Source organism: Hydrogenophaga aromaticivorans (assembly GCF_013387465.1).
Classification (GTDB): domain Bacteria; phylum Pseudomonadota; class Gammaproteobacteria; order Burkholderiales; family Burkholderiaceae_C; genus Hydrogenophaga; species Hydrogenophaga aromaticivorans.
In genome coordinates this window covers 540,446-560,926 of record NZ_VYGV01000016.1, presented here as the reverse complement: position 1 = coordinate 560,926, position 20,481 = coordinate 540,446, and the positions used below count along the sequence as shown (strand labels likewise).

Genomic DNA, 20,481 nt, shown 5'->3' with positions numbered 1-20,481 from the left:
GGCGCCCCTGGAGTCCAAGGCGCGCGGCGGGCGGGCGCGCGGGCACAATGCATTGCATGAGTGCCAACCTCTTCGAATGCCAGCACCTGGCCAAGCGCTATGGCGGCAACACCGTGGTGGACGACCTGTCGTTCAGCATCGCGCCGGGCGAATGCCTGGGCGTGATCGGGCCCAATGGGGCCGGCAAGACCACCACCATCCGCATGTGCCTGGGACTGACCGCGCCGGACGCGGGCCGCATCACCGCCTTTGGCATGGACATGCCGCGCGACGCCCTGGCCATCAAGGCGCTGCTGGGCGTGGTGAGCCAGATCGACACGCTGGACCCGGATTTTTCCTGCGCCGAAAACCTGCTGGTCTACGGCCGCTACTTCGGCATGAGCGCCGCGCAGATCCGCCCGCGCATTCCGCAGTTGCTGGAGTTCGCCGCGCTCTCGCACAAGGCCGACGCCAAACCGGGCGAACTCTCGGGCGGCATGAAGCGGCGCCTGTCGCTGGCGCGCGCGCTGGTGAACGACCCGCGCCTGCTGATGCTCGACGAGCCCACCACCGGGCTGGACCCGCAGGCGCGCCACCTGATGTGGGAGCGCCTGCAACTGCTGCTGCAGCAGGGCAAGAGCATCCTGCTCACCACGCACTTCATGGACGAGGCCGAACGCCTGTGCTCGCGCCTGCTGGTGCTGGACCACGGCCGCAAGATCGCCGAAGGCCGCCCGCGCGAGCTGATCGCGCAGCACCTGGAGCCCGACGTGGTGGAGGTCTACGGCAACGGCGCACTGGCGCTGGCGCAGGCCGAAGAGCACGCCGCGCTGCGGGCACTGGCTGCGCGCGTGGAGGTGAGCGGCGAGACCGTGTTTTTCTACACCGCACAGGCCCTGCCCCTGCTGGCCGCGCTGGGCCAACACCACCAGCTGCGCACGTTGCACCGGCCGGCGAACCTGGAAGACCTGTTTCTGAAACTCACCGGTCGGCAGATCCGCGAGGATGGATGACATGAATACAACAACGTCGCTCCCCGCACCCTCCCACTGGGCGCCCCCTCGCCTGTCCACCCGCTGGTGGCCGGTGTTCCTGCGCAACCTGCTGGTCTGGAAAAAGCTCGCGATTCCCAGCCTGGTGGGCAACATCGCCGAGCCGCTGATGTGGCTGGTGGCGTTCGGCTACGGCATGGGGGCGCTGGTGGGCCAGGTGAGCGTCGCCACGCCACAAGGCAACACGACGGTGCCCTACATCCTTTTCCTGGCCAGCGGCAGCATCTGCATGAGCGCGATGAACGCGGCCAGCTTCGAGGCGCTGTACTCGGCGTTTTCGCGCATGCACGTGCAGAAAACCTGGGACGGCATCATGAACGCACCGGTGAGCCTGGACGACGTGGTGCTGGCCGAAATGTTGTGGGCCGGCTTCAAGGCGCTGTTTTCGGTCACCGCCATCATGGCCGTGATGCTGGGCCTGGGCATCAGCCATTCGCCCAAACTCCTGCTGGCCTGGCCGGTGCTGCTGGGGGTGGGCATCACGTTCTCGTGCATCGCCCTGGTGTTCAACGCCCTGGCCCAGGGCTACGACTTCTTCACCTACTACTTCACGCTGTTCCTGACCCCGATGATGTTCCTCTCCGGGGTCTTCTTCCCGCGGGAGCAGTTGCCCGGGGTGGTGCGTGCGATCTCGGACTGGCTGCCGCTGACCAATGCGGTGGAGCTGGTGCGCCCCCTGTTCATGAATCAGTGGCCCGATCAGGCCTGGCTTCATGCCGCGGTGCTGGTCTTCTATACGGTGGTGGCCTTCTGGCTGGCCCTGGCGCTGACCCGCAAGCGGTTTGCTCGCTGATCAGTGCACCGCCGCCTGGAGCGCCGGCTGGGCTTCGGCGTAGAAGTGGACACCCGAATCCATGAACTCTTCGGCGTCGATCACGGCGTCGTAGTCGCGCAGGGCGATGCGGTCGATGGTGTGGGTCTTGGGGATCAGGGGCTTGTCCAGCGGACGGCAGATGCGCTGGCGCAGGCTGCGCAGCATCTTGCTGTCTTCCATGGCGCTGATCACGGCTTCCGGATCGAGCATGAGGACGAAGGGGTTGAGGCGGCTGTGGATCGAGTTCATGGCGGTGTCCTGCGGAAAAAGGGGTGAATAACAATTCGTTTGTCGATGTGACAAACTGTATTCATCCTGTTTCAAAACGTTAAGTCAGCGCACCCCCAATCACGCTGTAGGTGTTTGCCTGACAAGCCCGGAGATGGGCCGGAATCACCCCGCTTATTCCAGCCCTGTGTCCGTGGCGCAGTGCCAGCCTCAGCCGGGGCCGCTGCGCAAAGCGTCCACGCTCGCACGCACCACACTCTGCACGCTGCCGCTGGCGGCGTATTGCTTGCGCAGGAAACTGGCGTGGTTGCCATCGCGCGCGGCGGTGCGTTCGATCTCGTCCAACGCCACCTGTGAGTTCAGCGCTTCGGCGTGCGACCCCAGGTGGCGCAAGGTGGCCAGGACGTCCTCGCGGATGCTGATCTGCTCGCGCGTCTTGGGGTTGACCATCATGCCGTCGAGCCCGAAGCGGCAGGCCTGGAAGCGGTTGTAGGTGTAGACGAGGTAGTCGTCTTCTTCGGGTGGCGCCTCGGTGCGTTCCAGCAGGTGGCGGCACAGCGCCTGCAGGTAACACGCCAGGCCGGCGGCGCGTTCCACGGTCAGCGGCGTGTCGCACACACGCAGCTCGATCGTGCCGTACTCGGGCTTGGGCCGGATATCCCAGTAGAAGTCTTTCATGGACTTGACCACGCCGGTGCTCTCCATCTTGGTGAAGTACACGTTGGCGAACTCGTCCCAGCTCAGGGTGAAGGGCGCGCGGCCGCTGAGCGGGAAGGCGAACACCGAATTCAGCCGCGCCGAGTCGAACAGCGTGTCCACACCCTGGAAGAACGGCGACGAGGCCGAGAGCGCGATGAAGTGCGGCACGTAGCGGTTGAGCGAGTGCAGCAGGAACAGCGCTTCGTCGGGCGACGCGCAGCCGATGTGCACGTGCTGGCCGAACACGGTGAACTGTTTGGCGAGGTAGCCGTACAGGCCCGAGAGCTGCTCGAAACGCGGCTTGGAGAAGATGCGCTGCTCGAACCAGCGCTGGAACGGGTGCGTGCCACCGCCCGCGATCTCGATGTTGAGCCGGTCGCCCGCTCGCACCAGCGTGTCGCGGATCTCGCGCAGCTGCGCCAGCAGCGGGCCGTGTTCGGTCTGGATGTCGGTCGCGATCTCGATCATGCTCTGCGTCATCTCGGGCGTGACCACGCCCGGGAAGGGCTTGCGCCGCAGCAGCTCCAGCAGGTCGTTGGCACTGCTGGAGAGGTCCATGTCGTAGGTGTTGACGAGCTGCAGTTCCAGCTCCACGCCCATGGTCAGCGACTGCGAGGATTTGAAGGTCTCCAATGGCATCGTTCAGCCCTCTTTCGTGACGTGGGTTTCGTGCGCGGCCATCAGGCTGCGCTGGGTCACCAGCGGCCCGAACAGCTCCTGCACCAGCATCATGCCGGCCATGACCGCCAGCACCTGCCGGGCCGGGTCGAAGCCGTACAGCCGGCTCTGTTCCAGCAGCAGGATGGCAAAGGCCGACATGGGCGTGAGCGCGAGCCCGGTGAGCAGCCCCTTGCGCTCGGTGATGCCCGACAGCCGCGCCGCCGCCAGACTGCAGGCCACCTTGGACGCGGTGCGCACGATGATCAGCGCCAGGCCGAGCAGCATGCCGCCCCAGACATCGGTCCAGTCCAGCAGCGCGGCGATGTAAACGAAGAGAAACACCGTGAGCAGGTCGCCCGCTGTCCCGAAGCCGCGCTGCGCATTGGTCAGGTGCACGCGGCGCTCGCGCGCAACGATGCCGAACGTGAGCGCCGCCAGCAGCGGCGACAGCTTGAGCCCGTAGGCCATGGTGGTGAGCAACACCACCGCCAGCGCAAACACCAGCGTCACGTCGCGCTCCTGGATGCGCTGCGAGCGCAGCAGCCAGGGACCGGCCACGCCCAGCAGCGCGCCCACCGCCACCGATGTGCCCAGCACGTGGATGCTGCCGAACGCCGCCATCACCAGGTCGCCCGAGGTGCTCAGGTGCCAGTAGCCCACCACCAGATTGAGCACGAGCACCGAGACCAGGCAGTTGATCGCGCACAGGTGCATGACGCGCTCGGTCACCTGGCCGGCGCTGCGCAGTTCGTTGGCCACGCGCACGATGCCCGCGGGCGAGGCAGAAACCGACAAGGCCGCGATGATGAGGCGGGTCTCGGTCGGCAGGTCGAACCAACCCGTGGCCAGGTAGACGGCCATGAAGGTGACCACCGATTCCACCAGGCCCAGCGCCAGCACCCAGGGGTTGTGGCGGAACCAGCGCAGGTTGATGCGGTAGCCGAGCTCGAACAGGATCAGCGAAAGCGCCACGTTGGCCAGAAACGGCAGCCCCGGCACGGCGTTGGTGAGACCGGGCAGATCAAACAGGCTTGCCACCAGGCCCACCGCCACATAACTGCTCACGCGCGGCACACTGGCGGCCTCGTGCAGGCGCTCGCCCACAAACCAGGCCAGCAGCAGCACCAGTGGCCAGGCCATGGACTGGAGCAGGAAATTGACATCGGAAAACATGGGCACTCACTCCAGAAAGGGAGCCCGGATGGTAAAGCCCTCGTAAACGCTTGAACACCTGGGTCGGTTACATCCTGCGCATCCCACGGTCTTACCGGAGCGAGGCGTCAATGCTGGGTTCGAGACCGGGCCCCACGGTCACAAATGCCTCATTCTGGTTACATGCGTCTCCAGAGCGCCGCCGCTTTGTGGGTAACATGCCGCATGATCCAAAAATCGCTGAACACCGCCGCCCTGTCCCTTGCACTGCTGCTCACCGCGACCGCTGCAAGCGCACAGGCCCCCACCCCCTCCACCCCGGCCAAAAAGGAGCTGGTCACCCGCCTGCTCAAACTGCAGCAGCCGGGCATCGAATCGCTGGCCCGCACACTGGCTGAGCAGCCCGCGGCCGAGATGCTGGACGGCGCGGCCGTGGCCCTGCGCTCGCGTGTCGCCGCCGACAAGCAGGAGGCCGTGGCCAAAGACATCCAGGCCGATACGAAAAAGTACCTGGATGAAGCCGTGCCGCTGGTGCGCAATCGCGCCATTCAGCTCGCCCCCAGCACCGTGGGCACCGTGCTCGATCAGAAGTTCTCCGAAGACGAGCTGCGCAAGATCGTCACCCTGCTCGAATCGCCGGAATACGCCAAATACCAGCAGCACCTGGGTGAGATGCAGCAGTCGCTGCAGGTCAAGCTCGTGGCCGACACGCGCGGCAACATCGAGACCAAGCTGCGCACGCTCGAACAGTCGATCGGCACACGCCTGGGTGTGAGCACACCAGCGAACGGCAACAAGCCGGCGGTGCCCAAGCCCGCCGGCAAATAAGCGGGCCTCTCCCGCCAGGGAAACAGCCGCTCAGGCGGCGGCTTGCTCGGCGACGCCGAAGCGCGACCGGAGCACCTGCAACCCCAGTTCGTCGAGCACCTGCTGCAGCCGTTCGCCCGCCCGCTCACGCTGGGCGCGGTGACCGGGGCCGGTCTTGCTCGCCAGGATCAGCTCGTTCTTCATCGAGTGTTCCCAACCCACCAGCTCGGTCACGGTCACGCTGTAGCCGTGGGCTTCGAGCTGCAGGCAGCGCAGCACGTTGGTGATCTGGCTGCCGAACTCGCGCGTGTGCAGCGGGTGGCGCCAGAGTTCGGCCAGCGGTGTGCGCGACAGGTTCAGTGCCTTGCTGCTGCGCATCACACTCGCCACCTCGGCCTGGCAACACGGCACCAGCACCATGTGGCGCGCCTGCTTGGCCAGGCCGAAGGCAATCGCGTCATCGGTCGCCGTGTCGCAGGCGTGCAGCGCGGTCACCACGTCGAAGGTCGGCGGCAGGTCCGGGTCGGTCAGCGCCTGCTGCACGGTGGTGGCCAGGAAGCGCATGCGCTCAAAGCCCAGGTGGGCCGCCAGCGCGGCCGACTTCTCCACCAGCTCCGTGCGCGACTCGACGCCGTACACCCAGCCCACCGGCTTGGCCTTGAAAAACAGGTCGTAGAGGATGAAGCCCAGGTACGACTTGCCGGCCCCGTGGTCGGCCAGTGTCACGTCGCCGCGCTCCTTCAGCACCGAGGCCAGCAGCGGCTCGATGAACTGCACCAGGTGGTAGACCTGCTTGAGCTTGCGCCGCGTGTCCTGGTTGAGCTTGCCCTCGCGCGTGAGGATGTGCAGCTCCTTCAGCAGCTCGACCGACTGGCCTTCGCGCAGTTCGGGCAGCTGTTCCTGCAGGGTTTTCTGCGGCGGCTTGTGTGTCTTGGATGGTTTCACGGACGGACCTGCTGGTTCTGGGGTTTGTCTGGGGTGGGCGACGAAGGCCCCATGCGGTCCTGCAAGCTCTGCACCTGGGCACGCAACGCGCGGATTTCTCGCATCAGCTCATGTTCGATCTGCATCTCTTCAGCCACCACTTCGTCTTGCACTTCCTGCTCAACAAAGATCGCCGCCAGCGAAGCCGTCACCAGCGACAGCACCGCCAGCCCCAGCAGCACCACCAACACGGCAAAGGCGCGCCCCGCGGGCGTGCGCGGCACCATGTCGCCATAGCCCACGGTGGCGGCGGTGGTGAATGCCAGCCAAAGGCCGTCCTGCAGCGTGTCGATGCCCGGCTCCAGCAACCAGAAACCGACGCCCCCGATCAGCAGGATCCACAGACACAGCGCGAGCGAATACCAGAGGCCGCGGCGCATGATGTGCAGGCGGCGTTGACGCGATCGTTTCATCGCCCGATTCTGGCACGGGCCACGGGCGACAATGCAGCCATGACCCAGCCCCCCGCCCCTGCAGCCCAGCGCACCACGCACCCTTACACCGCACTCACGCCCGACGTTGTGCAGGACGCCCTGGGCGCCATCGGCCTGTGGAGCGACGGCCGCCTGAGTGCGCTCAACAGCTTTGAGAACCGGGTCTACCAGCTGCACCTGGAAAGCCCGTTCGAGGGCCACGAGCAGGTGGTGGCCAAGTTCTACCGGCCGGAGCGCTGGAGCGATGCGCAGATCGCCGAAGAACACGCCTTCGCCGCCGAGCTGGTGGCGGCCGAAATTCCGGCCGTGCCGCCGCTGGTGGTCAACGGTCAGACGCTGCACCACTTCGGCGGTTTCGCCTTTGCGGTGAGCCCGCGCCGTGGCGGGCGGCGCCCCGAACTGGACGACTTCGAAGTGCTGGAGTGGATCGGCCGTTTTCTGGCGCGCATCCACAGCGTGGGCGCGGCGCGCTCCTTTGCGGCCCGCCCGCCACTGGATGTGGCCGGCTTCGGTCACGAGCCTCGCGACTGGCTGCTGCAGCACCACGCCATTGCGCCCGAGGTGCAGACCGCCTGGACCGCCGCGCTGGAAGAAGCGCTGACGCTGATCGAAACCCACCCGGTGCTGCGCGCGAACCAACCGGCCGATGAAGACGGCATCCGGTGCATCCGCCTGCACGGCGACTGCCACCCCGGCAACATCCTCTGGACGCCCGAGGGCCAGCCCGGCGCCGGCCCGCATTTCGTGGACCTGGACGACGCGCGCACCGGCCCGGCCGTGCAGGACCTCTGGATGCTGCTGAGTGGCGACCGGCGCCAGCAGACCCAGCAGCTCGGCGCGCTGATCGACGGCTACGAACAGTTCCGCCTGTTCGACCGCCGCGAGCTCGCGCTGATCGAGCCCCTGCGCACGCTGCGCCTGATTCACTACAGCGCCTGGATCGCGCGGCGCTGGGAAGACCCGGCCTTCCCGATCAACTTCCCCTGGTTCGGCAGCCGCGACTACTGGCAGGGCCAGGTGGACATGCTGGTGGAGCAGATCGAAGAGATGCAGAACCCGCCTCTCATGGCTTGAGGAAGGCCCACCCCTGCGCCGCGCTTCGCGCGTCACCCCCTCAAGGGGGCGGCACTGGCGGCCCGGCAAAGCCGGTTCCGCGGTGCCCTGGGTAGGGCCATCTCACTCCGGCTTGGCCATTTGTTCAGTATGGTTTTTAGCAATTAAATTGCACACAATTTAATTGACAACTACAGTTCATCCCATGGCCACACGCAACACCCCCCGCAACACCCTGTCCGAGCAGGCCCTGCTGCTGGACAACCAGCTCTGCTTCGCGCTGTATTCGGCCTCGCTGGCCATGACCAAGCTCTACAAACCCCTGCTCGACGAGCTGGGCCTGACCTACCCGCAGTACCTGGCCCTGCTGGTGCTGTGGGAGCAGGACGGCGTGGCCGTGTCGGAACTCGGCGAACGCCTCTACCTCGACTCCGGCACGCTCACACCGCTGCTCAAACGCATGGAGACGGCCGGGCTGGTCACACGGCTGCGCGATGCGACCGACGAGCGCCGCGTGCTGATCCGCCTGACCGCCGACGGCCGAAAACTCAAGACCCGTGCCCAGCGCATTCCGGGCTGCGTGCTGCAGGCCTCGCAATGCGACGTGGCCGAAGCCCTGGCGCTGACCCACCAGGTGCAGACGCTGCGCAACCGCCTCACCGCCTGATCCTGTTTTTTTCACCCCGCTTCGCTGAAGCAACCACCCTCAAAGGAACCCCCATGGCCACCTCCCTCGACAAAGTGCTCTACACCGCCCGTGCCCACACCACCGGCGGCCGTGAAGGCGCTTCGCGCACCGACGACGGTCTGCTCGACATCAAGCTCACCCCGCCCAAAGCCATGGGTGGCGCCGGCACCGCCACCAACCCCGAGCAGCTGTTTGCTGCCGGCTACTCGGCCTGCTTCATGGGCGCGCTCAAGCACGTGGCCAGCATGAAGAAGATCGCCGTGCCAGCCGATGCGTCGATCGACGCCGAAGTGGACATCGGCCCGATCCCGGCCGGCTTCGGCATCGCGGCCCGCCTGGCGGTGAGCCTGCCCGGCCTGGACCGCGCCGTGGCCGAAGACCTGGTGAACACCGCGCACCAGGTTTGCCCCTACTCCAACGCCACCCGCGGCAACATCGACGTGACGCTCACGGTGGTCTGATCCACCGTCCGGATCGGTCGTACCGGCCCCGGGAGCCCCGGGGTCGGTGAACTCAGCCGGGCGAATGGCCGCCCAGGCGCTCCATGGCATCGGCCAGCCAGTCGGCCGGCATGGTGGGCGCTTCCGCCAGCGTCACGCGCCAGCCATCCGCCTGCGCATCGACCTGCGCACGCCCACCCACCCAGAGCAGCCACGCCAGTCCGGCGCATTGCGCGCCCGTGGCGGTTTCGCCCACCGCCGCACCCAGCAGCGCGGTGAAGGCCTCGGCTCCGGGCAACCGGACCGCGTCGCCCAGGCGTTCACCGCCCACCGCCTGCGCCAGCGCGTTCAGGGCCTGTGTGTCATCGTGGCGGGCGCCAAAGTTTTGCAGCCAGTCGCGCACATGCCCGGCCACGCTCGCGCCCCGCCGCGCCTCCGCCTGCTGCAGGTCGGCATGGTCCCACCGGTTCCAGTCCACCGCGGGCGCCACCGGGCCACCGGCCATGGCGGCCTGGGCAAAGCGGTACAACGCGGCTTCGTGGTCCTGCGGCTGCACCGCCGCGCTCACCATCAGCAGCGCGGCCATCCGTTGGGCCAGCAGCTGGCCCTGTTGCGCCAGCAGCTTGTCGTGCAGCAGCTCGTTGCGTTCGGCCCGCAGGTCGGACAGCTCCAGCGCGTTCTTCAGGTCGGCGCGCAGGCTCTCGAGCTCCCAGGGTTTGCTGATGTAGCGGTAGATCTCACCGGTGTTGATCGCATCGATGGCCTCGCCCAGCTCGGAGTAGGCCGTGGTCATCATGCGCACGATGTTGGGGTGGTACTGGCGCGCGTGCCGCAGCAGCTCGGTGCCGCGTTCGCCGGGCATGCGCTGGTCGCAGACCAGCACGGCGATCTCGCCCCCGTGTTCGCGCAACACGGCCCGGCCTTCTTCGACCGAGAGGGCGGTGATCACCGGGGCCAGCGGACCGACCAGCCGCTCGAAATACTTCAGCGCAATGGCTTCGTCGTCAACGTACAGAATTTTTTCGGGTTTCATAGAGGCTCCAAAGCCCGGGTCTGTTCCGGGCACGGGAAAAACAGTGTCACCGTGGCACCCTGCCCCGGCTGGGATTGAACGTGGACCGCTCCGCCGAGTGAGTTCATCACCCGCCGACAGAACACCAGTCCCATGCCGGAACCCCCGGCTTCGGCACGGGTGGTCACGGGCTCATGGGTCAAACGCTGCAGCACGTGCGGGGCAATGCCGGGCCCGGTGTCGCTCACACGAATCACGGCCTGCTCCGGCAAGCCGGGCGCCAGCGCGGCGCGGCCCAGCCCGATGTGCACACGGGGATCATCGGGCAATGCCGAGCGCAAGGCCAGCAGCGCGTTCTTGACCAGGGTGCACAGCACCAGGTACAGCAGATCGCGCCGCCCCGGCAGGTTGAAGTCGGCCGAGAGATCGCAGCACAGCCACCCTGCCTCACCCGCTTCAAACGGGTACTCGTCCCGCACCGCCCCCACCAGATCACTGGCCCGCAGGCTCACCGGCGCATCGCTGCGGTACGCGTCGCGTGCCGTCTGCACAAAGGTGGACACCAGGGACTGCGCGTAGTCGGCGCGCCGCTGGGCGGCCTCCAGCATGAACAGAACGTCGCCCGGCTTGTTCTGCTCGATGAAGGCCATGCCGCCGTCGCCCTCGGGGGCATCGCGGTGCCGTTCGCGCATGGCGGTCAGGTAACCGCGCACCGTGGCCAGCGGCGTGGTGACTTCGTGGGCCAGAAAGCCCAGGGTTTCGCGCAGGGTCGCAGCGCGCTGGTCGATGAGCGCCCGATCGAGCGCGCGCCGCTGGGCGCCGGCCAGGGCATCGCGCAAAGCCTGGCGCGTCGCCGCCTCATCCAGTGGCTTCTCCAGAATCTTCTCCACCTGCCCCTGGTTGACAGCCGCCATGGCAACGTCCTTGTCGGCGCAGGCTGAAACCAGCAGGCGGGCGATGTGTCCGTACAGCCGGCGCACCTCGCCCAGCAGCTCAACCCCGTTGCGCCCCGGCATGCTGTAGTCCGTCAGCAGCACCGCCACCTGTCCGCCGCGCGCAGCGAGCAGGGCCAGTGCCTCATCGACACCTCCGGCCGTCCAGACCACGAACTCGTCGCCATACAGGCGGGCGAACCACTTGCAGGCCTGCGGCTCGTCGTCCACCATGAGCACGGCGTGGGCCGAACCCGCATCCGTGGACGAAACGGCTTGGACAGTGTTCATTCAGGCCTCGGCAGATCAAAAGTGAACGCGGTCCAGGCGCCGGCCTCGCTCTCCACCGCCAGCAAGCCGCCATGGCGCTGCACGATGCCGTAGCTCACGCTCAGACCAAGACCCAGACCGGCCCCGACGTCGCGCGTGGTGAAGAAAGGTTCGAACACGCGCCCGATGTTCTCGGGCAGGATGCCCTGGCCGTTGTCGTGGACCGTCACGCGCAAGCGCCCGCCTTCCGTCTGCACCCGCACGTCGATGCGAGGCTGTTCGCGCTGCGCCTTGGCCAATGCATGGGCCGCATTGCTGAACAGGTTGATCAGCACGCCGATGATGGCCGGCTCGTCGCCCAGCACATGGGTGTCCTGCGGCACCTCGATCGACACCGCCACCCCCTTGAGCTCGTGGCCGGCGAGCCGCTGGGCCGAGCGGATGGCCTGCTCCAGCAGAAAGGGCCGCTGGCTGTTGTCGCCGGGATTCTGGTAAGCGAAGGTCTTCAGGTCGGTGACGATGTTCTGGATGCGCGTCATGCCCTCCTTGGCGTCCACCAGGCTCTCCTTGAGCAGCTCGTCGCTTCTGGCGGCGGGCAGGGTCTGGGCCATGTTGATGGCCATGAGGCTGTAGTTGACCGGGTTGTTCAACTCGTGCAGCAGGCCCGCCGAGAGCGTGCCGATGGCGGCCATTTTTTCGCGCTGCAGCAGTTGGCCCTTGATCTCGACGAGGGCCTTGTTCTGCGCCAGCAGTTCGTCTTTCTGACGCTGCACCTCGGTCTGCAAGGCGTAGGTCTGCCGCCGCTGCCGCTCGCCATACACCGACACCGTGATGGCAATGAGTGAAAAGAAGAGCACAAACATCAGCTGACCAGCGAGAACCGGCCAGTGCTGCACGCCACCGACGCGCAGCACACAGGCCAGGGTATAGGCCAGCATGGTGAAGACGCTGAAAACCAGCGCCTCCAGCAAGGTCAAGGGCAGAAAGATGCTGATGCCCGATACCGCGAGGGTCAGACCGACAAAGTAGATCGAGGCCTCTCCATCGGTGCTGAAGATCATCCAGGCAATCATCAATTGCGGCAGGGCAATCCAGAAGTAGGTGAGCCCCCTGACGTGGCGCAAGCCCCACGAACTGCTGTAGCTCCAAAGCGCGGCCCCGATCAACGCCACCACCACGAGACGCGCCAACCCGAAGTCATGCGAGTGCTCCGGGTAGAAAGCCGCATCCAGCCCGACCCCGCCGGCAACGAGCACCATGGCCAGCACGCAGGTGATCCGGCTGTAATAAACCAGATGCTGGTGTGTGGCCTCTTCGTAGGAAGCAGGCAGTTGGCCAGGGCTCAGGTTACCGGTCATGCCTGGGCGTCACAGCGGTTTGACGGCCTCGGCGAACAGGTTGACGCCCGTCGCATCGGTGTAGGTCTTGACATCGGGCAGCGTGGACGGGAACAGCTTGGTGAGGCCGCCTTCATCCCGGTAGATCAGGTACCACTCCATGAAGTGCTCCATCCAGAAGCGCTCCGGGTTGCTGGAGTGCACGTTGGTCACCAGCAGCGTGCCACCCGGACGCAAATGCCGGTCGAAGTAGGCGATCAGCCGCGCGCAGGCCTTGTCGGCCAGGTAGTCGAACAGACCGGCGCAGTAGATGTAGTCGTACTGCTCGTCCAGCGCAATGCCCTGGTCGCGCGACGAACGCTTGAGCAACTGGTGCACCGACTCGTGGCGCAACGTCACCTTCAGCGGCTCGCGCCCGGCGGCCTGCGCCGTCTCGATCAGCTTCTGGCTCGTGTAGAGCAGGGTTTCGTCGCTGAAGTCCATCAGCACCACGTCCAGGTGGTCCAGTGGCTGGTCGGTGGCGGCCAGGCGTTGCAGCTCGCCCGCCGGCCCGCAGCCCACGTTCAGGATGCGCAGCGGTCGGCCCTGCTCGCGGGCCTGGGCAGCCAGGGCCCGCAGCCGCTCCAGCAGGATGTCCACCCGGTTGCGGTGCGCCTGCGCCACGCTGGACTGGAGGAACACGAAGTTCACCAGTTCGAAGTACGTGCTGGGTCCCTCGCGCGGGTCGCCCAGAATCTGGTTGACCATCTGGTAGTCGCCCGCGTAGCCCAAGGGTTTGGCAAAGGTCCGGTAGACGAAGGGCGCGCGCAACACCAGCGGGTGAATCGCGGACTGTGCGAAGACGCGGTGAGCCGACTCCAGCTCGGGAGGCACCTTGGCGGCTTCTCGCTCGAATCGCACGAGGTATTCGCGCACCGTGCTCATGAGCGGCCGGGCGATCTCGTAAAAAACCTCATCGCGCACGCGACCATGCACGTCCCGCGGCAATCCGGCCGTGATGTCGGCCTGGTCCAGCCAGCGCGTGACTTCGGAAAAGTAGGCGCGCAAATCGTTGACCACCACCTGGTAGGCCTCGCTGATGCGGGAGCGCGACTCCCACTCTTCGACAAACCGGCTCACCGCCTCGGAAACACTGCGTGCGCTGTGACCGATGCCCCCCAGATCGTTCCACTCGTCGATCAGGGCGACCGACACCACCGCCATCAGCCCCGTGTTGAGCAGGCTCACCACCACCGCTTTGCCTTTGTAAATGCTGCGGTCGCCCGAGCGAATGCTCAGATCGCTGAGCACTTCGCTGACCTGCACGATGGAGTACGGGTTGTACACCTCCATCACCAGCGAGCGGCGCTGCAGGCTGGTCAGCGTTCCTCGGGCGGCCTCGCCCTGGCTGTTGCGGAAGGTGACGACAGGATCGAATGGACGCTGGAATTGCACGGTGTGGCCGTTATCAACAAGGAGGGGGCCATGGATGAGGCGCCCCGGAATGAAGTCCCTGTGCGCGAGTGTAGTCATCTCGCGTGGCAGCCGTTGCCGCTGGGCTCCGTGCGCAGATGCCGGGAGCCAGAAAAGAAGAAGCCCATGCCCCCTTTGCAGGGTGCATGGGCCATGCCAATGGGCGGGCCGTGTCAGCCGCGTTTCTGGATCGTGTTGGCCAGATGGCGTTCCCGGAAACGGCGCATCGCCCGGAACAGCACCGGGGGCATGTAGTCCTGCGAGACACGCCAGCGCATGCCACCGATGCTCTCGTGCGGCCGCTCAGCGAAAATCGTGGTGTGGGACTGGTTGGTCTCGTTGGCGGGCCGGCCGTTCGTGTAATAAAAAAGCGCGAGCGACTTGCGCGAGTCGCCATCGGGGCAGGTCAGCGGGTCGGGGTGGCCGTGAAACGTCTTGCTGGTCGGCGAAAAGATCGCCAGGCGGTTGAAGACGGGCAGGATCTTGACCTCGCATTTCGTCACCTCCTGGTCCCACAGCTCCAGACTACCGCCGTACTCTTCCTTCCAGTTCTTGTTCATGTAGAAGATGACGTTGATGCGGCGGTCGAGGAAGTTGGCGTCGTGCTTGTTGAAGTCGGCATGCAGCTTGAGCAGGCCGCCCTTGGGGGTCTGGTGCAAGCCGCCACCGCGCATCGAAGGGTCGGCGATCATGTTGTCGATACCCGTGACCTTTTCCAGGAAACGCAGGAAAGGCGCGGAGTTGAACTGGTACAACATGCTGCGTGTGACCGGCCCGAACTTGGTCTCGTCGACGCAGACCAGCTTCTGCTCGGCCGGGCGGTTGTAGTTGTGCCACTCGATGTCCTGCGCCTTGGGGAACTCGGCGAGCATGGCTTCGGCCACATCCAGTGGCAGGAAGTTGTCGAAAGCCATGTGGTTGAACGGTGTGCCCAACCGGTACTTGGCGGCGCCTTCGGCGGCCATGGCTTCGTACCTGGGGTCGTCAAAAATGAACCGATCACCAAAATCCCACTGCTGCATGCTCAGAACTCCTGAAAAGAACAAACACAACGCACTTCGTTCACAACAGGCGCTCCGCACGGACGATGGGGTTGGATGCTGCTGAACAGCTGGGTGACACCGATGCCGCCCAACCCGGAAGGAATGAAGAAGTACTCAGCCTGAGATTTGAGCATCCAGCCCAGCAGCATGCCGTTGACCAAGATCAAGAGGGGCACAAGTAGCGGCGACTTGCGCCTTGAAGGCCCGCCCGAAATGCCCGCACGAACCGAGCACCGCCGCGTACCTGAGGGCCTTGAACGGGGCGTCCGACAGCACCAGACGCCCACCCACCAGCGGGGAGCTGTGCTGGTGGGTTTTTCTTCTTTTGTGGGCTGGTGTCAGGCCAGCAGTGCGTTCACCCGCTTCACGTAGGCGGCCGGGTCTTCCGGCAGACCGCCTTCGGCCAGCAAGGCCTGGTCAAACAGGATGTGGGCCAGGTCGTCGAAGTGCGCGCTGGTTTCCAGCTTCTTCACCAGCGGGTGCTCGGCGTTCACTTCCAGGATCGGCTGGCTGGTCGGCGCTTGCTGACCGGCGGCCTTGAGCATGCGGGCGAGCTGGTTGGAGAGGTCGCCCTCGCCCACCACCAGACAGGCCGCGGAATCGACCAGGCGCGTGGTCACACGCACGTCCTGCGCCTTGCCTTTCAGCGCTTCCTTGAGCCTGTCCAGCACGGGCTTGAAGGTTTCGGCCGCGGCTTCGGCGGCTTTCTTTTCTGCTTCGTCCTGCAGCGAGCCCAGATCGACCGCGCCCTTGGCCACGCTCTGCAGCGGCGTGCCTTCGAACTCGTGCAGGTGCGAAACGGCCCACTCGTCCACGCGGTCGGCCATCAGCAGAACCTCGATGCCCTTCTTCTTGAACACTTCGAGCTGCGGGCTGTTTTTCGCGGCGGCGATGCTGTCGGCCGTGATGTAGTAGATCGCGGCCTGGCCTTCTTTCATGCGCGCCTTGTAGTCCGCCAGGCTCACGCTCACCGCGTCGCTGGTGGTGCTGGCAAAACGCAGCAGCTTGGCGATCTTCTCGCGGTTGGCGAAGTCTTCGCCCAGGCCTTCTTTCAGCACGGCGCCGAACTCGGCGTAGAAGGCCGAGTACTTGCCGGCCTCCTTCTCGGCCGCGGCCTTGTCTTCTGCTGTCACCACATCGGTCACACCGTCCGCGCCCTCTTCGGCCTTCGGCGCCACGTCCTTCTTCGCCAGGTCTTCCAGCATGGCCAGCACGCGGCGGGTGTTGCCTTCGCGGATCGCCTTCACGTCGCGGCTTTCCTGCAGCAGCTCGCGGCTCACGTTGAGCGGCAGGTCGGCCGAATCGACCACGCCCTTGACCCAGCGCAGGTACGAAGGCATCAGCGCCTCGGCCTCGTCCATGATGAAGACGCGGCGCACGTAGAGCTTGATGCCGGCCTTGCGGTCGCGGTTCCACAGGTCCATCGGCGCCTTGGCCGGGATGTAGAGCAGCTGCGTGTATTCGGTGGCGCCTTCGACGCGGTTGTGGCTCCAGGCCAGCGGGGCGGCCTGGTCGTAGCTGATGTTCTTGTAGAACTCGGCGTACTGCTCGTCGGAGATCTCTTTCTTGCTGCGCGCCCACAGCGCGTTGGCCGAGTTCACCGCCTCCCACTCGGCCTGCTGCACGTATTCGCTCTTTTCGGCGTCCCACTCTTCCTTCTGCATCAGGATCGGCAGGCTGATGTGGTCGGAGTACTTGGTGATCAGCGACTTGAGCTTCCAGTGGCTCAGGTACTCGTGCGCATCGTCGCGCAGGTGCAGGGTGATGGTGGTGCCGCGCGCGGCGCGCTCGATGGCCTCCACCTCGAACTCGCCCGTGCCGCCGCTGGTCCAGCGCACGCCTTCGGCCGCGGGCAGACCGGCACGGCGGCTTTCGACGGTGATCTTGTCGGCCACGATGAAGCCCGAGTAGAAGCCCACGCCGAACTGGCCGATCAGCTGCGCATCCTTCTTCTGGTCACCACTCAGGTGGCTCATGAAATCCTTGGTGCCGCTCTTGGCAATCGTCCCCAGGTGCTCCACCGCTTCGGCCTGGCTCATGCCGATACCGTTGTCGGTGATGGTGATGGTCTTCGCTTCTTTGTCGAAGGCCACGCGCACGTCGAGGTTGGGCGCGTCTTCGAACAGCGCGGCGTTGTTCAGGCCTTCAAAACGCAGCTTGTCGCAGGCGTCCGACGCGTTGGACACCAGCTCGCGCAGGAAGATCTCGGGGTTGGAATACAGCGAATGGGTGACGAGGTGCAGCAGCTGCGCCACCTCGGCCTGGAAAGACAGGGTTTGTTTGCTCATGGGTCTTGAGGGAGATAAAAAACACAGACGCGCCCCGCTGGAGCGCTCACGCAGAGCGTGAATTATGGGCCGCGCGGGATTTTTCAAGCCCCGGGGCTCGGGCAGCGTACCCACCCAACCCGTTCGGGCTGAGTTGGTCGAAGCCCTTTGACGGGCACAGGGCAGAATGTTTCGCGAGGGCAACGCCAGCGATCAGCGCAACCAAGTCACCAGCTGCGCCGCCACCTTGTCGCTGGATAGCAGGTCCAGGTGTCCGGTGCGGTAAACGATGTGCTGGCTGTCCTTTGCAAACACCAGCCGGCGCGCGGGGTCGTCGTGCTGGCCGAGCGCGCTGTTCAGCGGCACCAGGCCGTCGCCCGTCAGCCGGGCGGCCAGCAGGCCGCGCTGGCCCGCCAGCGTCGCGGCCACGGTGAAGCAGGCCACGCCCTCGGGCAGCGGCAGCGGCAGGCGGTGGTCTTCGGATGACCCGAACCGGTCGCGGCCCTGCCAGTCCGCGTCCAGCACATGGCCATGGCGCAGGTCGGTGATACCCGCGCTGCGGATCTTGCCCAGCCGGGCGAACGGCGCCGTGTGTGGCGATGAGGCCAGCAGCAAGTCCACCCCGTGGCCCGCGCGCTCCAGCGGTGCGCCGTGGTGCGGCGTGCCCAGAAACACCAGTTCACGCAGCAGCCCCGGCCAGCGCTGGCCCGCCTCGCGCGCCACCTGCACGGCCGACCGCGCCACCAGCCCACCCATGCTGTGGCCCACGATGGTGATGCGCGCCAGCGGCACCGGCCACGCCGCCGCCAGCCGCTCCAGCAGCAAGGCCAGCTCGCGCCCGTTGGTGGACGTGTGCAGGCCGGAGTTGTAGCGCAGGTAGACCGGCGTGCAGCCCAGCGCCTGCGCCAGAAATTCACCGTGGTCGTGGCCGCTGCGGCGCCACTGCGTGTCGTTCATGCACAGGCCGTGCGCCAGCAGCAACAGGTGCGGGCTGGCCTGTTCGCCCAGCTGCGCCTTCAAGGCCTCCGGTGCCAGCGGCAAGGCCTGCCCGCCTTGCCGAAGCTCCATGGTCTGGGCCAGCGGGTTGCCAAAGCTCTGCAGCCGGTCGCCCAGCACGCCGTTCAGCGCCGCCAGCACCGCCTCGCGCGCGGGCGAAGCCTCGGGGTACGTGGCCGGGTCGTCCACCAGCGGCAGCAGCGCGGCCAGCGCCCCGTCCAGTCCATGGCCCACGATGTGCGCCACGCCACGGATGCCCTGGTAGATCTGTCCCGTGAGGCCACTGGCCTGCTCAGCCGACGCCCCGCTGGACAGCCCCAGCCGCCGACGCACCGACTGGTGCACCCCCTCGGTGATGTTGATCACGCCCTGCGTGGCCTGCGAGGCCAGTTGGGCCGCAGCCCGCAGGTCCGACGGGCGCAGGTGACGCAGCACGGCGCGTTTGGGTTTGTTGGGTGGGGCGGGGGCGGTCATGGGGCATTGTGGACGGTGTGAAATGCTGGCAATGGGGTTGGCTCTCTATACACAGCCAGAGGCCCATCCCGTCGCTTGCAGGCCTATGGCGCGGAAGCCCCGCTTCGCACCACCTCGCCAATAGAACGCGCGCCCGGCGCGTAAGCTGCCATGCCCGCTCCCGCAGCCGCCAGGAAGATCGCGGTCGCGATGAAAGGAAGCACCGTGCGCCGCACAGCCGTGGCCAACCAGTGCTCGGAATCGTCCCCACGAACGTAGCGGTACAAGGCATACGACAGCGCACCGTCCACCAACACCTCGGCCAGCAGCGCTGGCGCGATGTAGATCACGTACAGCGAGGCGAAGGCCAGCCCCACCGCCATCACAACCGCCAGCAGCGGAATCGCCAGCTCGTCGGCTTCCGCGAACGCCCCAGCCGCATCGCTCATATCCGACCCCAGACCTGGGCCGTCGTCCACCGGGGAGCCGACTCCATCAAAGCTGGTACTCGCACCGCCACCGCCAAAATCGCCACCGCCGCCACTTCGGATCGGTGCGACGGCCTCCACGCTGCTGCCGCATCCCGGGCCCGCCCCCCCACTTGACGGAGACGAAAAGTCCGGGACATCAACGTAGTCCTCACGATTGGTCCTGAGCCACAACCAGATCAGGAACAGAAACATGAGGTAGGCCAACAGCACCGCCGTCGGATATCGAACAACCATGCTCTCCACGCCTTGACGCAACAGCAGGAAAGACGAGAGCAACCCGAAAGCCCCTGTCAGTGCCGCGATCAAGGTCATCTGCAAACGAGGGTAGGACTCGGCCTCCAGTTTGCGCCTTGCTTGCAGGATGGCGTGGGAGCGGACAAAGATGTGGTGACGGGGTGGCACTCTTGTCAAAAACCCTCCCCCGCCCCCAGATACCGCCACTGCCCCACCGGCAGATTGCCCAGCACCACATTCCCGATGCGGATGCGCTTCAGGCCCACCACGTGCAGGCCGACCTGTTCGCACATGCGGCGGATCTGGCGCTTCTTGCCTTCCTTCAAAATGAAGCGCAACTGCTCGGGGTTCATCCAGTCCACCTGCGCCGGCTTGAGCGGCTGATCGTCCAGGCTCAGGCCGTGGCGCAGCAAAGCGAGTTTGTCCGCCGGGAAGACGGCCTGCACATCCTGCGTGACCACGCCCGCGCCGTGCGGGCCGTTGGGCGCGTACTGCACGCGCACCAGGTATTCCTTTTCGATGCCGCTGTTTTCGCCGATGAGTTGGCGCGCAATGCGGCCGTCTTGCGTGAGCACGAGCAAGCCGACGGAGTCGATGTCGAGCCGGCCGCAGGGCGCGAGGCCGCGCGTGTGTTCGGGGGCGAAGCGGCGGCCGTCGGCCGGGTGGCGGGCGTCGCCGCGCCACTGGCTGGGCGCGCCGATCAGTGTGGCGGCGGCTTCGTGGCCGTCTTCGGGCTGGCCGCTCACGTAGCCCATGGGCTTGTGCAGCAGGATCGTCACCTGCCCGGCCTGCTGGTGGCGCGCCTGGGGCAACACCTCCACCTTCGCGCCGGGCGCCACGGGCATGCCCATGACGGCCGGCTCTCCGTTGACCAGCACCCAGCCGCGCGCGATCCATTCGTCGGCCTCGCGGCGCGAGCACAGGCCGAGGTCGGCCATGCGTTTGTTGAGCCGCACTTCGCCGCGCACGTTGCCGACGCGGGCGAGGTCGGGCCGGTGCGGCTG

The 20,481-nt window shown here is 66.3% G+C and carries 21 protein-coding genes; 6 read left to right on the top strand and 15 right to left on the bottom strand.

The annotated features are described in order from the left end of the window. Positions 1-56: 56 nt before the first annotated feature. Positions 57-992: an ATP-binding cassette domain-containing protein gene (locus tag F3K02_RS19840; protein WP_177137336.1), complete on the top strand. Its 936-nt coding sequence runs from the start codon at positions 57-59 to the stop codon at positions 990-992. Position 993: 1 nt separating this feature from the next. Further along, positions 994-1,824 carry an ABC transporter permease gene (locus F3K02_RS19835; RefSeq protein WP_425485627.1) on the top strand — a complete coding sequence of 277 codons (831 nt, stop codon included), beginning with the start codon at positions 994-996 and terminating at the stop codon, positions 1,822-1,824. Here F3K02_RS19835 and F3K02_RS19830 read toward each other — a convergent pair whose 3' ends face one another. The 3 genes from F3K02_RS19830 to F3K02_RS19820 form a co-directional block, all read right to left on the bottom strand. After that, positions 1,825-2,094: a hypothetical protein gene (locus F3K02_RS19830; protein ID WP_177137334.1), complete on the bottom strand. Its 270-nt coding sequence runs from the start codon at positions 2,092-2,094 to the stop codon at positions 1,825-1,827. A 189-nt stretch (positions 2,095-2,283) separates the two neighbouring features. Then, positions 2,284-3,411 carry a YbdK family carboxylate-amine ligase gene (locus tag F3K02_RS19825; RefSeq protein ID WP_177137333.1) on the bottom strand — a complete coding sequence of 376 codons (1,128 nt, stop codon included), beginning with the start codon at positions 3,409-3,411 and terminating at the stop codon, positions 2,284-2,286. 3 nt (positions 3,412-3,414) lie between these two features. Further along, positions 3,415-4,605 (bottom strand): cation:proton antiporter, encoded by a 1,191-nt coding sequence (locus F3K02_RS19820; RefSeq protein WP_177137332.1) that lies wholly within the window; start codon positions 4,603-4,605, stop codon positions 3,415-3,417. Between the two features lie 204 nt (positions 4,606-4,809). Here F3K02_RS19820 and F3K02_RS19815 point away from each other — a divergent pair, with 204 nt between their 5' ends. After that, complete coding sequence (locus F3K02_RS19815) at positions 4,810-5,412, top strand: hypothetical protein (RefSeq protein ID WP_177137331.1); 603 nt, start codon at positions 4,810-4,812, stop codon at positions 5,410-5,412. 30 nt (positions 5,413-5,442) lie between these two features. Here the strand turns inward: F3K02_RS19815 and F3K02_RS19810 are convergent, their stop codons facing one another. Then, the gene (locus tag F3K02_RS19810; RefSeq protein ID WP_177137330.1) at positions 5,443-6,336 is read right to left on the bottom strand and encodes a methyltransferase; all 894 of its coding nucleotides are present in this window, start codon (positions 6,334-6,336) and stop codon (positions 5,443-5,445) included. Next, on the bottom strand, positions 6,333-6,788 hold the full coding sequence (locus F3K02_RS19805) for a potassium channel family protein (protein WP_177137329.1): 456 nt from the start codon (positions 6,786-6,788) through the stop codon (positions 6,333-6,335). Before F3K02_RS19805 ends, F3K02_RS19810 begins: the two co-directional genes overlap by 4 nt. A 39-nt stretch (positions 6,789-6,827) precedes the next feature. Here F3K02_RS19805 and F3K02_RS19800 point away from each other — a divergent pair, with 39 nt between their 5' ends. From F3K02_RS19800 to F3K02_RS19790, 3 genes are all read left to right on the top strand, one after another. Then, positions 6,828-7,883, top strand: coding sequence for a serine/threonine protein kinase (locus F3K02_RS19800; protein WP_177137328.1), 1,056 nt, complete (start codon positions 6,828-6,830; stop codon positions 7,881-7,883). Between the two features lie 184 nt (positions 7,884-8,067). Beyond that, positions 8,068-8,529 (top strand): MarR family winged helix-turn-helix transcriptional regulator, encoded by a 462-nt coding sequence (locus F3K02_RS19795; RefSeq protein ID WP_177137327.1) that lies wholly within the window; start codon positions 8,068-8,070, stop codon positions 8,527-8,529. 53 nt (positions 8,530-8,582) lie between these two features. Beyond that, entirely contained in the window at positions 8,583-9,011 is a 429-nt protein-coding gene (locus F3K02_RS19790; protein WP_177137326.1) for an organic hydroperoxide resistance protein, read from the top strand. Between the two features lie 52 nt (positions 9,012-9,063). On the opposite strand, the gene F3K02_RS19785 is transcribed toward F3K02_RS19790, so the two are convergent. The 10 genes from F3K02_RS19785 to F3K02_RS19740 form a co-directional block, all read right to left on the bottom strand. Continuing rightward, positions 9,064-10,023, bottom strand: a complete 960-nt coding sequence (locus tag F3K02_RS19785) for a response regulator (protein ID WP_177137325.1) — start codon at positions 10,021-10,023, stop codon at positions 9,064-9,066. Then, positions 10,020-11,225, bottom strand: coding sequence for a hybrid sensor histidine kinase/response regulator (locus F3K02_RS19780; protein ID WP_177137324.1), 1,206 nt, complete (start codon positions 11,223-11,225; stop codon positions 10,020-10,022). Before F3K02_RS19780 ends, F3K02_RS19785 begins: the two co-directional genes overlap by 4 nt. Beyond that, the gene (locus F3K02_RS19775; protein ID WP_177137323.1) at positions 11,222-12,562 is read right to left on the bottom strand and encodes a sensor histidine kinase; all 1,341 of its coding nucleotides are present in this window, start codon (positions 12,560-12,562) and stop codon (positions 11,222-11,224) included. The genes F3K02_RS19780 and F3K02_RS19775 overlap by 4 nt, the downstream gene beginning before the upstream one ends. A 9-nt stretch (positions 12,563-12,571) precedes the next feature. After that, positions 12,572-13,975, bottom strand: a complete 1,404-nt coding sequence (locus F3K02_RS19770; RefSeq protein ID WP_343067118.1) for an SAM-dependent methyltransferase — start codon at positions 13,973-13,975, stop codon at positions 12,572-12,574. A 191-nt stretch (positions 13,976-14,166) separates the two neighbouring features. After that, positions 14,167-15,015, bottom strand: coding sequence for a 2OG-Fe(II) oxygenase (locus tag F3K02_RS19765; RefSeq protein ID WP_177137321.1), 849 nt, complete (start codon positions 15,013-15,015; stop codon positions 14,167-14,169). Positions 15,016-15,017: 2 nt separating this feature from the next. Further along, complete coding sequence (locus tag F3K02_RS19760; protein ID WP_177137320.1) at positions 15,018-15,203, bottom strand: hypothetical protein; 186 nt, start codon at positions 15,201-15,203, stop codon at positions 15,018-15,020. A gap of 171 nt (positions 15,204-15,374) precedes the next feature. Beyond that, positions 15,375-17,324 carry a molecular chaperone HtpG gene (gene htpG / locus F3K02_RS19755; RefSeq protein WP_177137319.1) on the bottom strand — a complete coding sequence of 650 codons (1,950 nt, stop codon included), beginning with the start codon at positions 17,322-17,324 and terminating at the stop codon, positions 15,375-15,377. 192 nt (positions 17,325-17,516) lie between these two features. Beyond that, entirely contained in the window at positions 17,517-18,773 is a 1,257-nt protein-coding gene (locus F3K02_RS19750; RefSeq protein WP_177137318.1) for a lipase family alpha/beta hydrolase, read from the bottom strand. 83 nt (positions 18,774-18,856) lie between these two features. Continuing rightward, positions 18,857-19,555: a hypothetical protein gene (locus F3K02_RS19745; protein ID WP_177137317.1), complete on the bottom strand. Its 699-nt coding sequence runs from the start codon at positions 19,553-19,555 to the stop codon at positions 18,857-18,859. A 95-nt stretch (positions 19,556-19,650) separates the two neighbouring features. Continuing rightward, on the bottom strand, positions 19,651-20,481 hold an 831-nt coding region (locus tag F3K02_RS19740; RefSeq protein WP_281362840.1), incomplete at its 5' end, for a pseudouridine synthase.

Coding starts and splice junctions, on each gene's coding strand:
- F3K02_RS19840 (WP_177137336.1), top strand. CDS start 57: ATGAGTGCCAACCTCTTCGAATGCCAGCACCTGGCCAAGCGCTATGGC.
- F3K02_RS19835 (WP_425485627.1), top strand. CDS start 994: ATGAATACAACAACGTCGCTCCCCGCACCCTCCCACTGGGCGCCCCCT.
- F3K02_RS19830 (WP_177137334.1), bottom strand. CDS start 2,094: ATGAACTCGATCCACAGCCGCCTCAACCCCTTCGTCCTCATGCTCGAT.
- F3K02_RS19825 (WP_177137333.1), bottom strand. CDS start 3,411: ATGCCATTGGAGACCTTCAAATCCTCGCAGTCGCTGACCATGGGCGTG.
- F3K02_RS19820 (WP_177137332.1), bottom strand. CDS start 4,605: ATGTTTTCCGATGTCAATTTCCTGCTCCAGTCCATGGCCTGGCCACTG.
- F3K02_RS19815 (WP_177137331.1), top strand. CDS start 4,810: ATGATCCAAAAATCGCTGAACACCGCCGCCCTGTCCCTTGCACTGCTG.
- F3K02_RS19805 (WP_177137329.1), bottom strand. CDS start 6,788: ATGAAACGATCGCGTCAACGCCGCCTGCACATCATGCGCCGCGGCCTC.
- F3K02_RS19800 (WP_177137328.1), top strand. CDS start 6,828: ATGACCCAGCCCCCCGCCCCTGCAGCCCAGCGCACCACGCACCCTTAC.
- F3K02_RS19795 (WP_177137327.1), top strand. CDS start 8,068: ATGGCCACACGCAACACCCCCCGCAACACCCTGTCCGAGCAGGCCCTG.
- F3K02_RS19790 (WP_177137326.1), top strand. CDS start 8,583: ATGGCCACCTCCCTCGACAAAGTGCTCTACACCGCCCGTGCCCACACC.
- F3K02_RS19785 (WP_177137325.1), bottom strand. CDS start 10,023: ATGAAACCCGAAAAAATTCTGTACGTTGACGACGAAGCCATTGCGCTG.
- F3K02_RS19780 (WP_177137324.1), bottom strand. CDS start 11,225: ATGAACACTGTCCAAGCCGTTTCGTCCACGGATGCGGGTTCGGCCCAC.
- F3K02_RS19775 (WP_177137323.1), bottom strand. CDS start 12,562: ATGACCGGTAACCTGAGCCCTGGCCAACTGCCTGCTTCCTACGAAGAG.
- F3K02_RS19765 (WP_177137321.1), bottom strand. CDS start 15,015: ATGCAGCAGTGGGATTTTGGTGATCGGTTCATTTTTGACGACCCCAGG.
- htpG (WP_177137319.1), bottom strand. CDS start 17,324: ATGAGCAAACAAACCCTGTCTTTCCAGGCCGAGGTGGCGCAGCTGCTG.
- F3K02_RS19750 (WP_177137318.1), bottom strand. CDS start 18,773: ATGACCGCCCCCGCCCCACCCAACAAACCCAAACGCGCCGTGCTGCGT.
- F3K02_RS19745 (WP_177137317.1), bottom strand. CDS start 19,555: ATGACCTTGATCGCGGCACTGACAGGGGCTTTCGGGTTGCTCTCGTCT.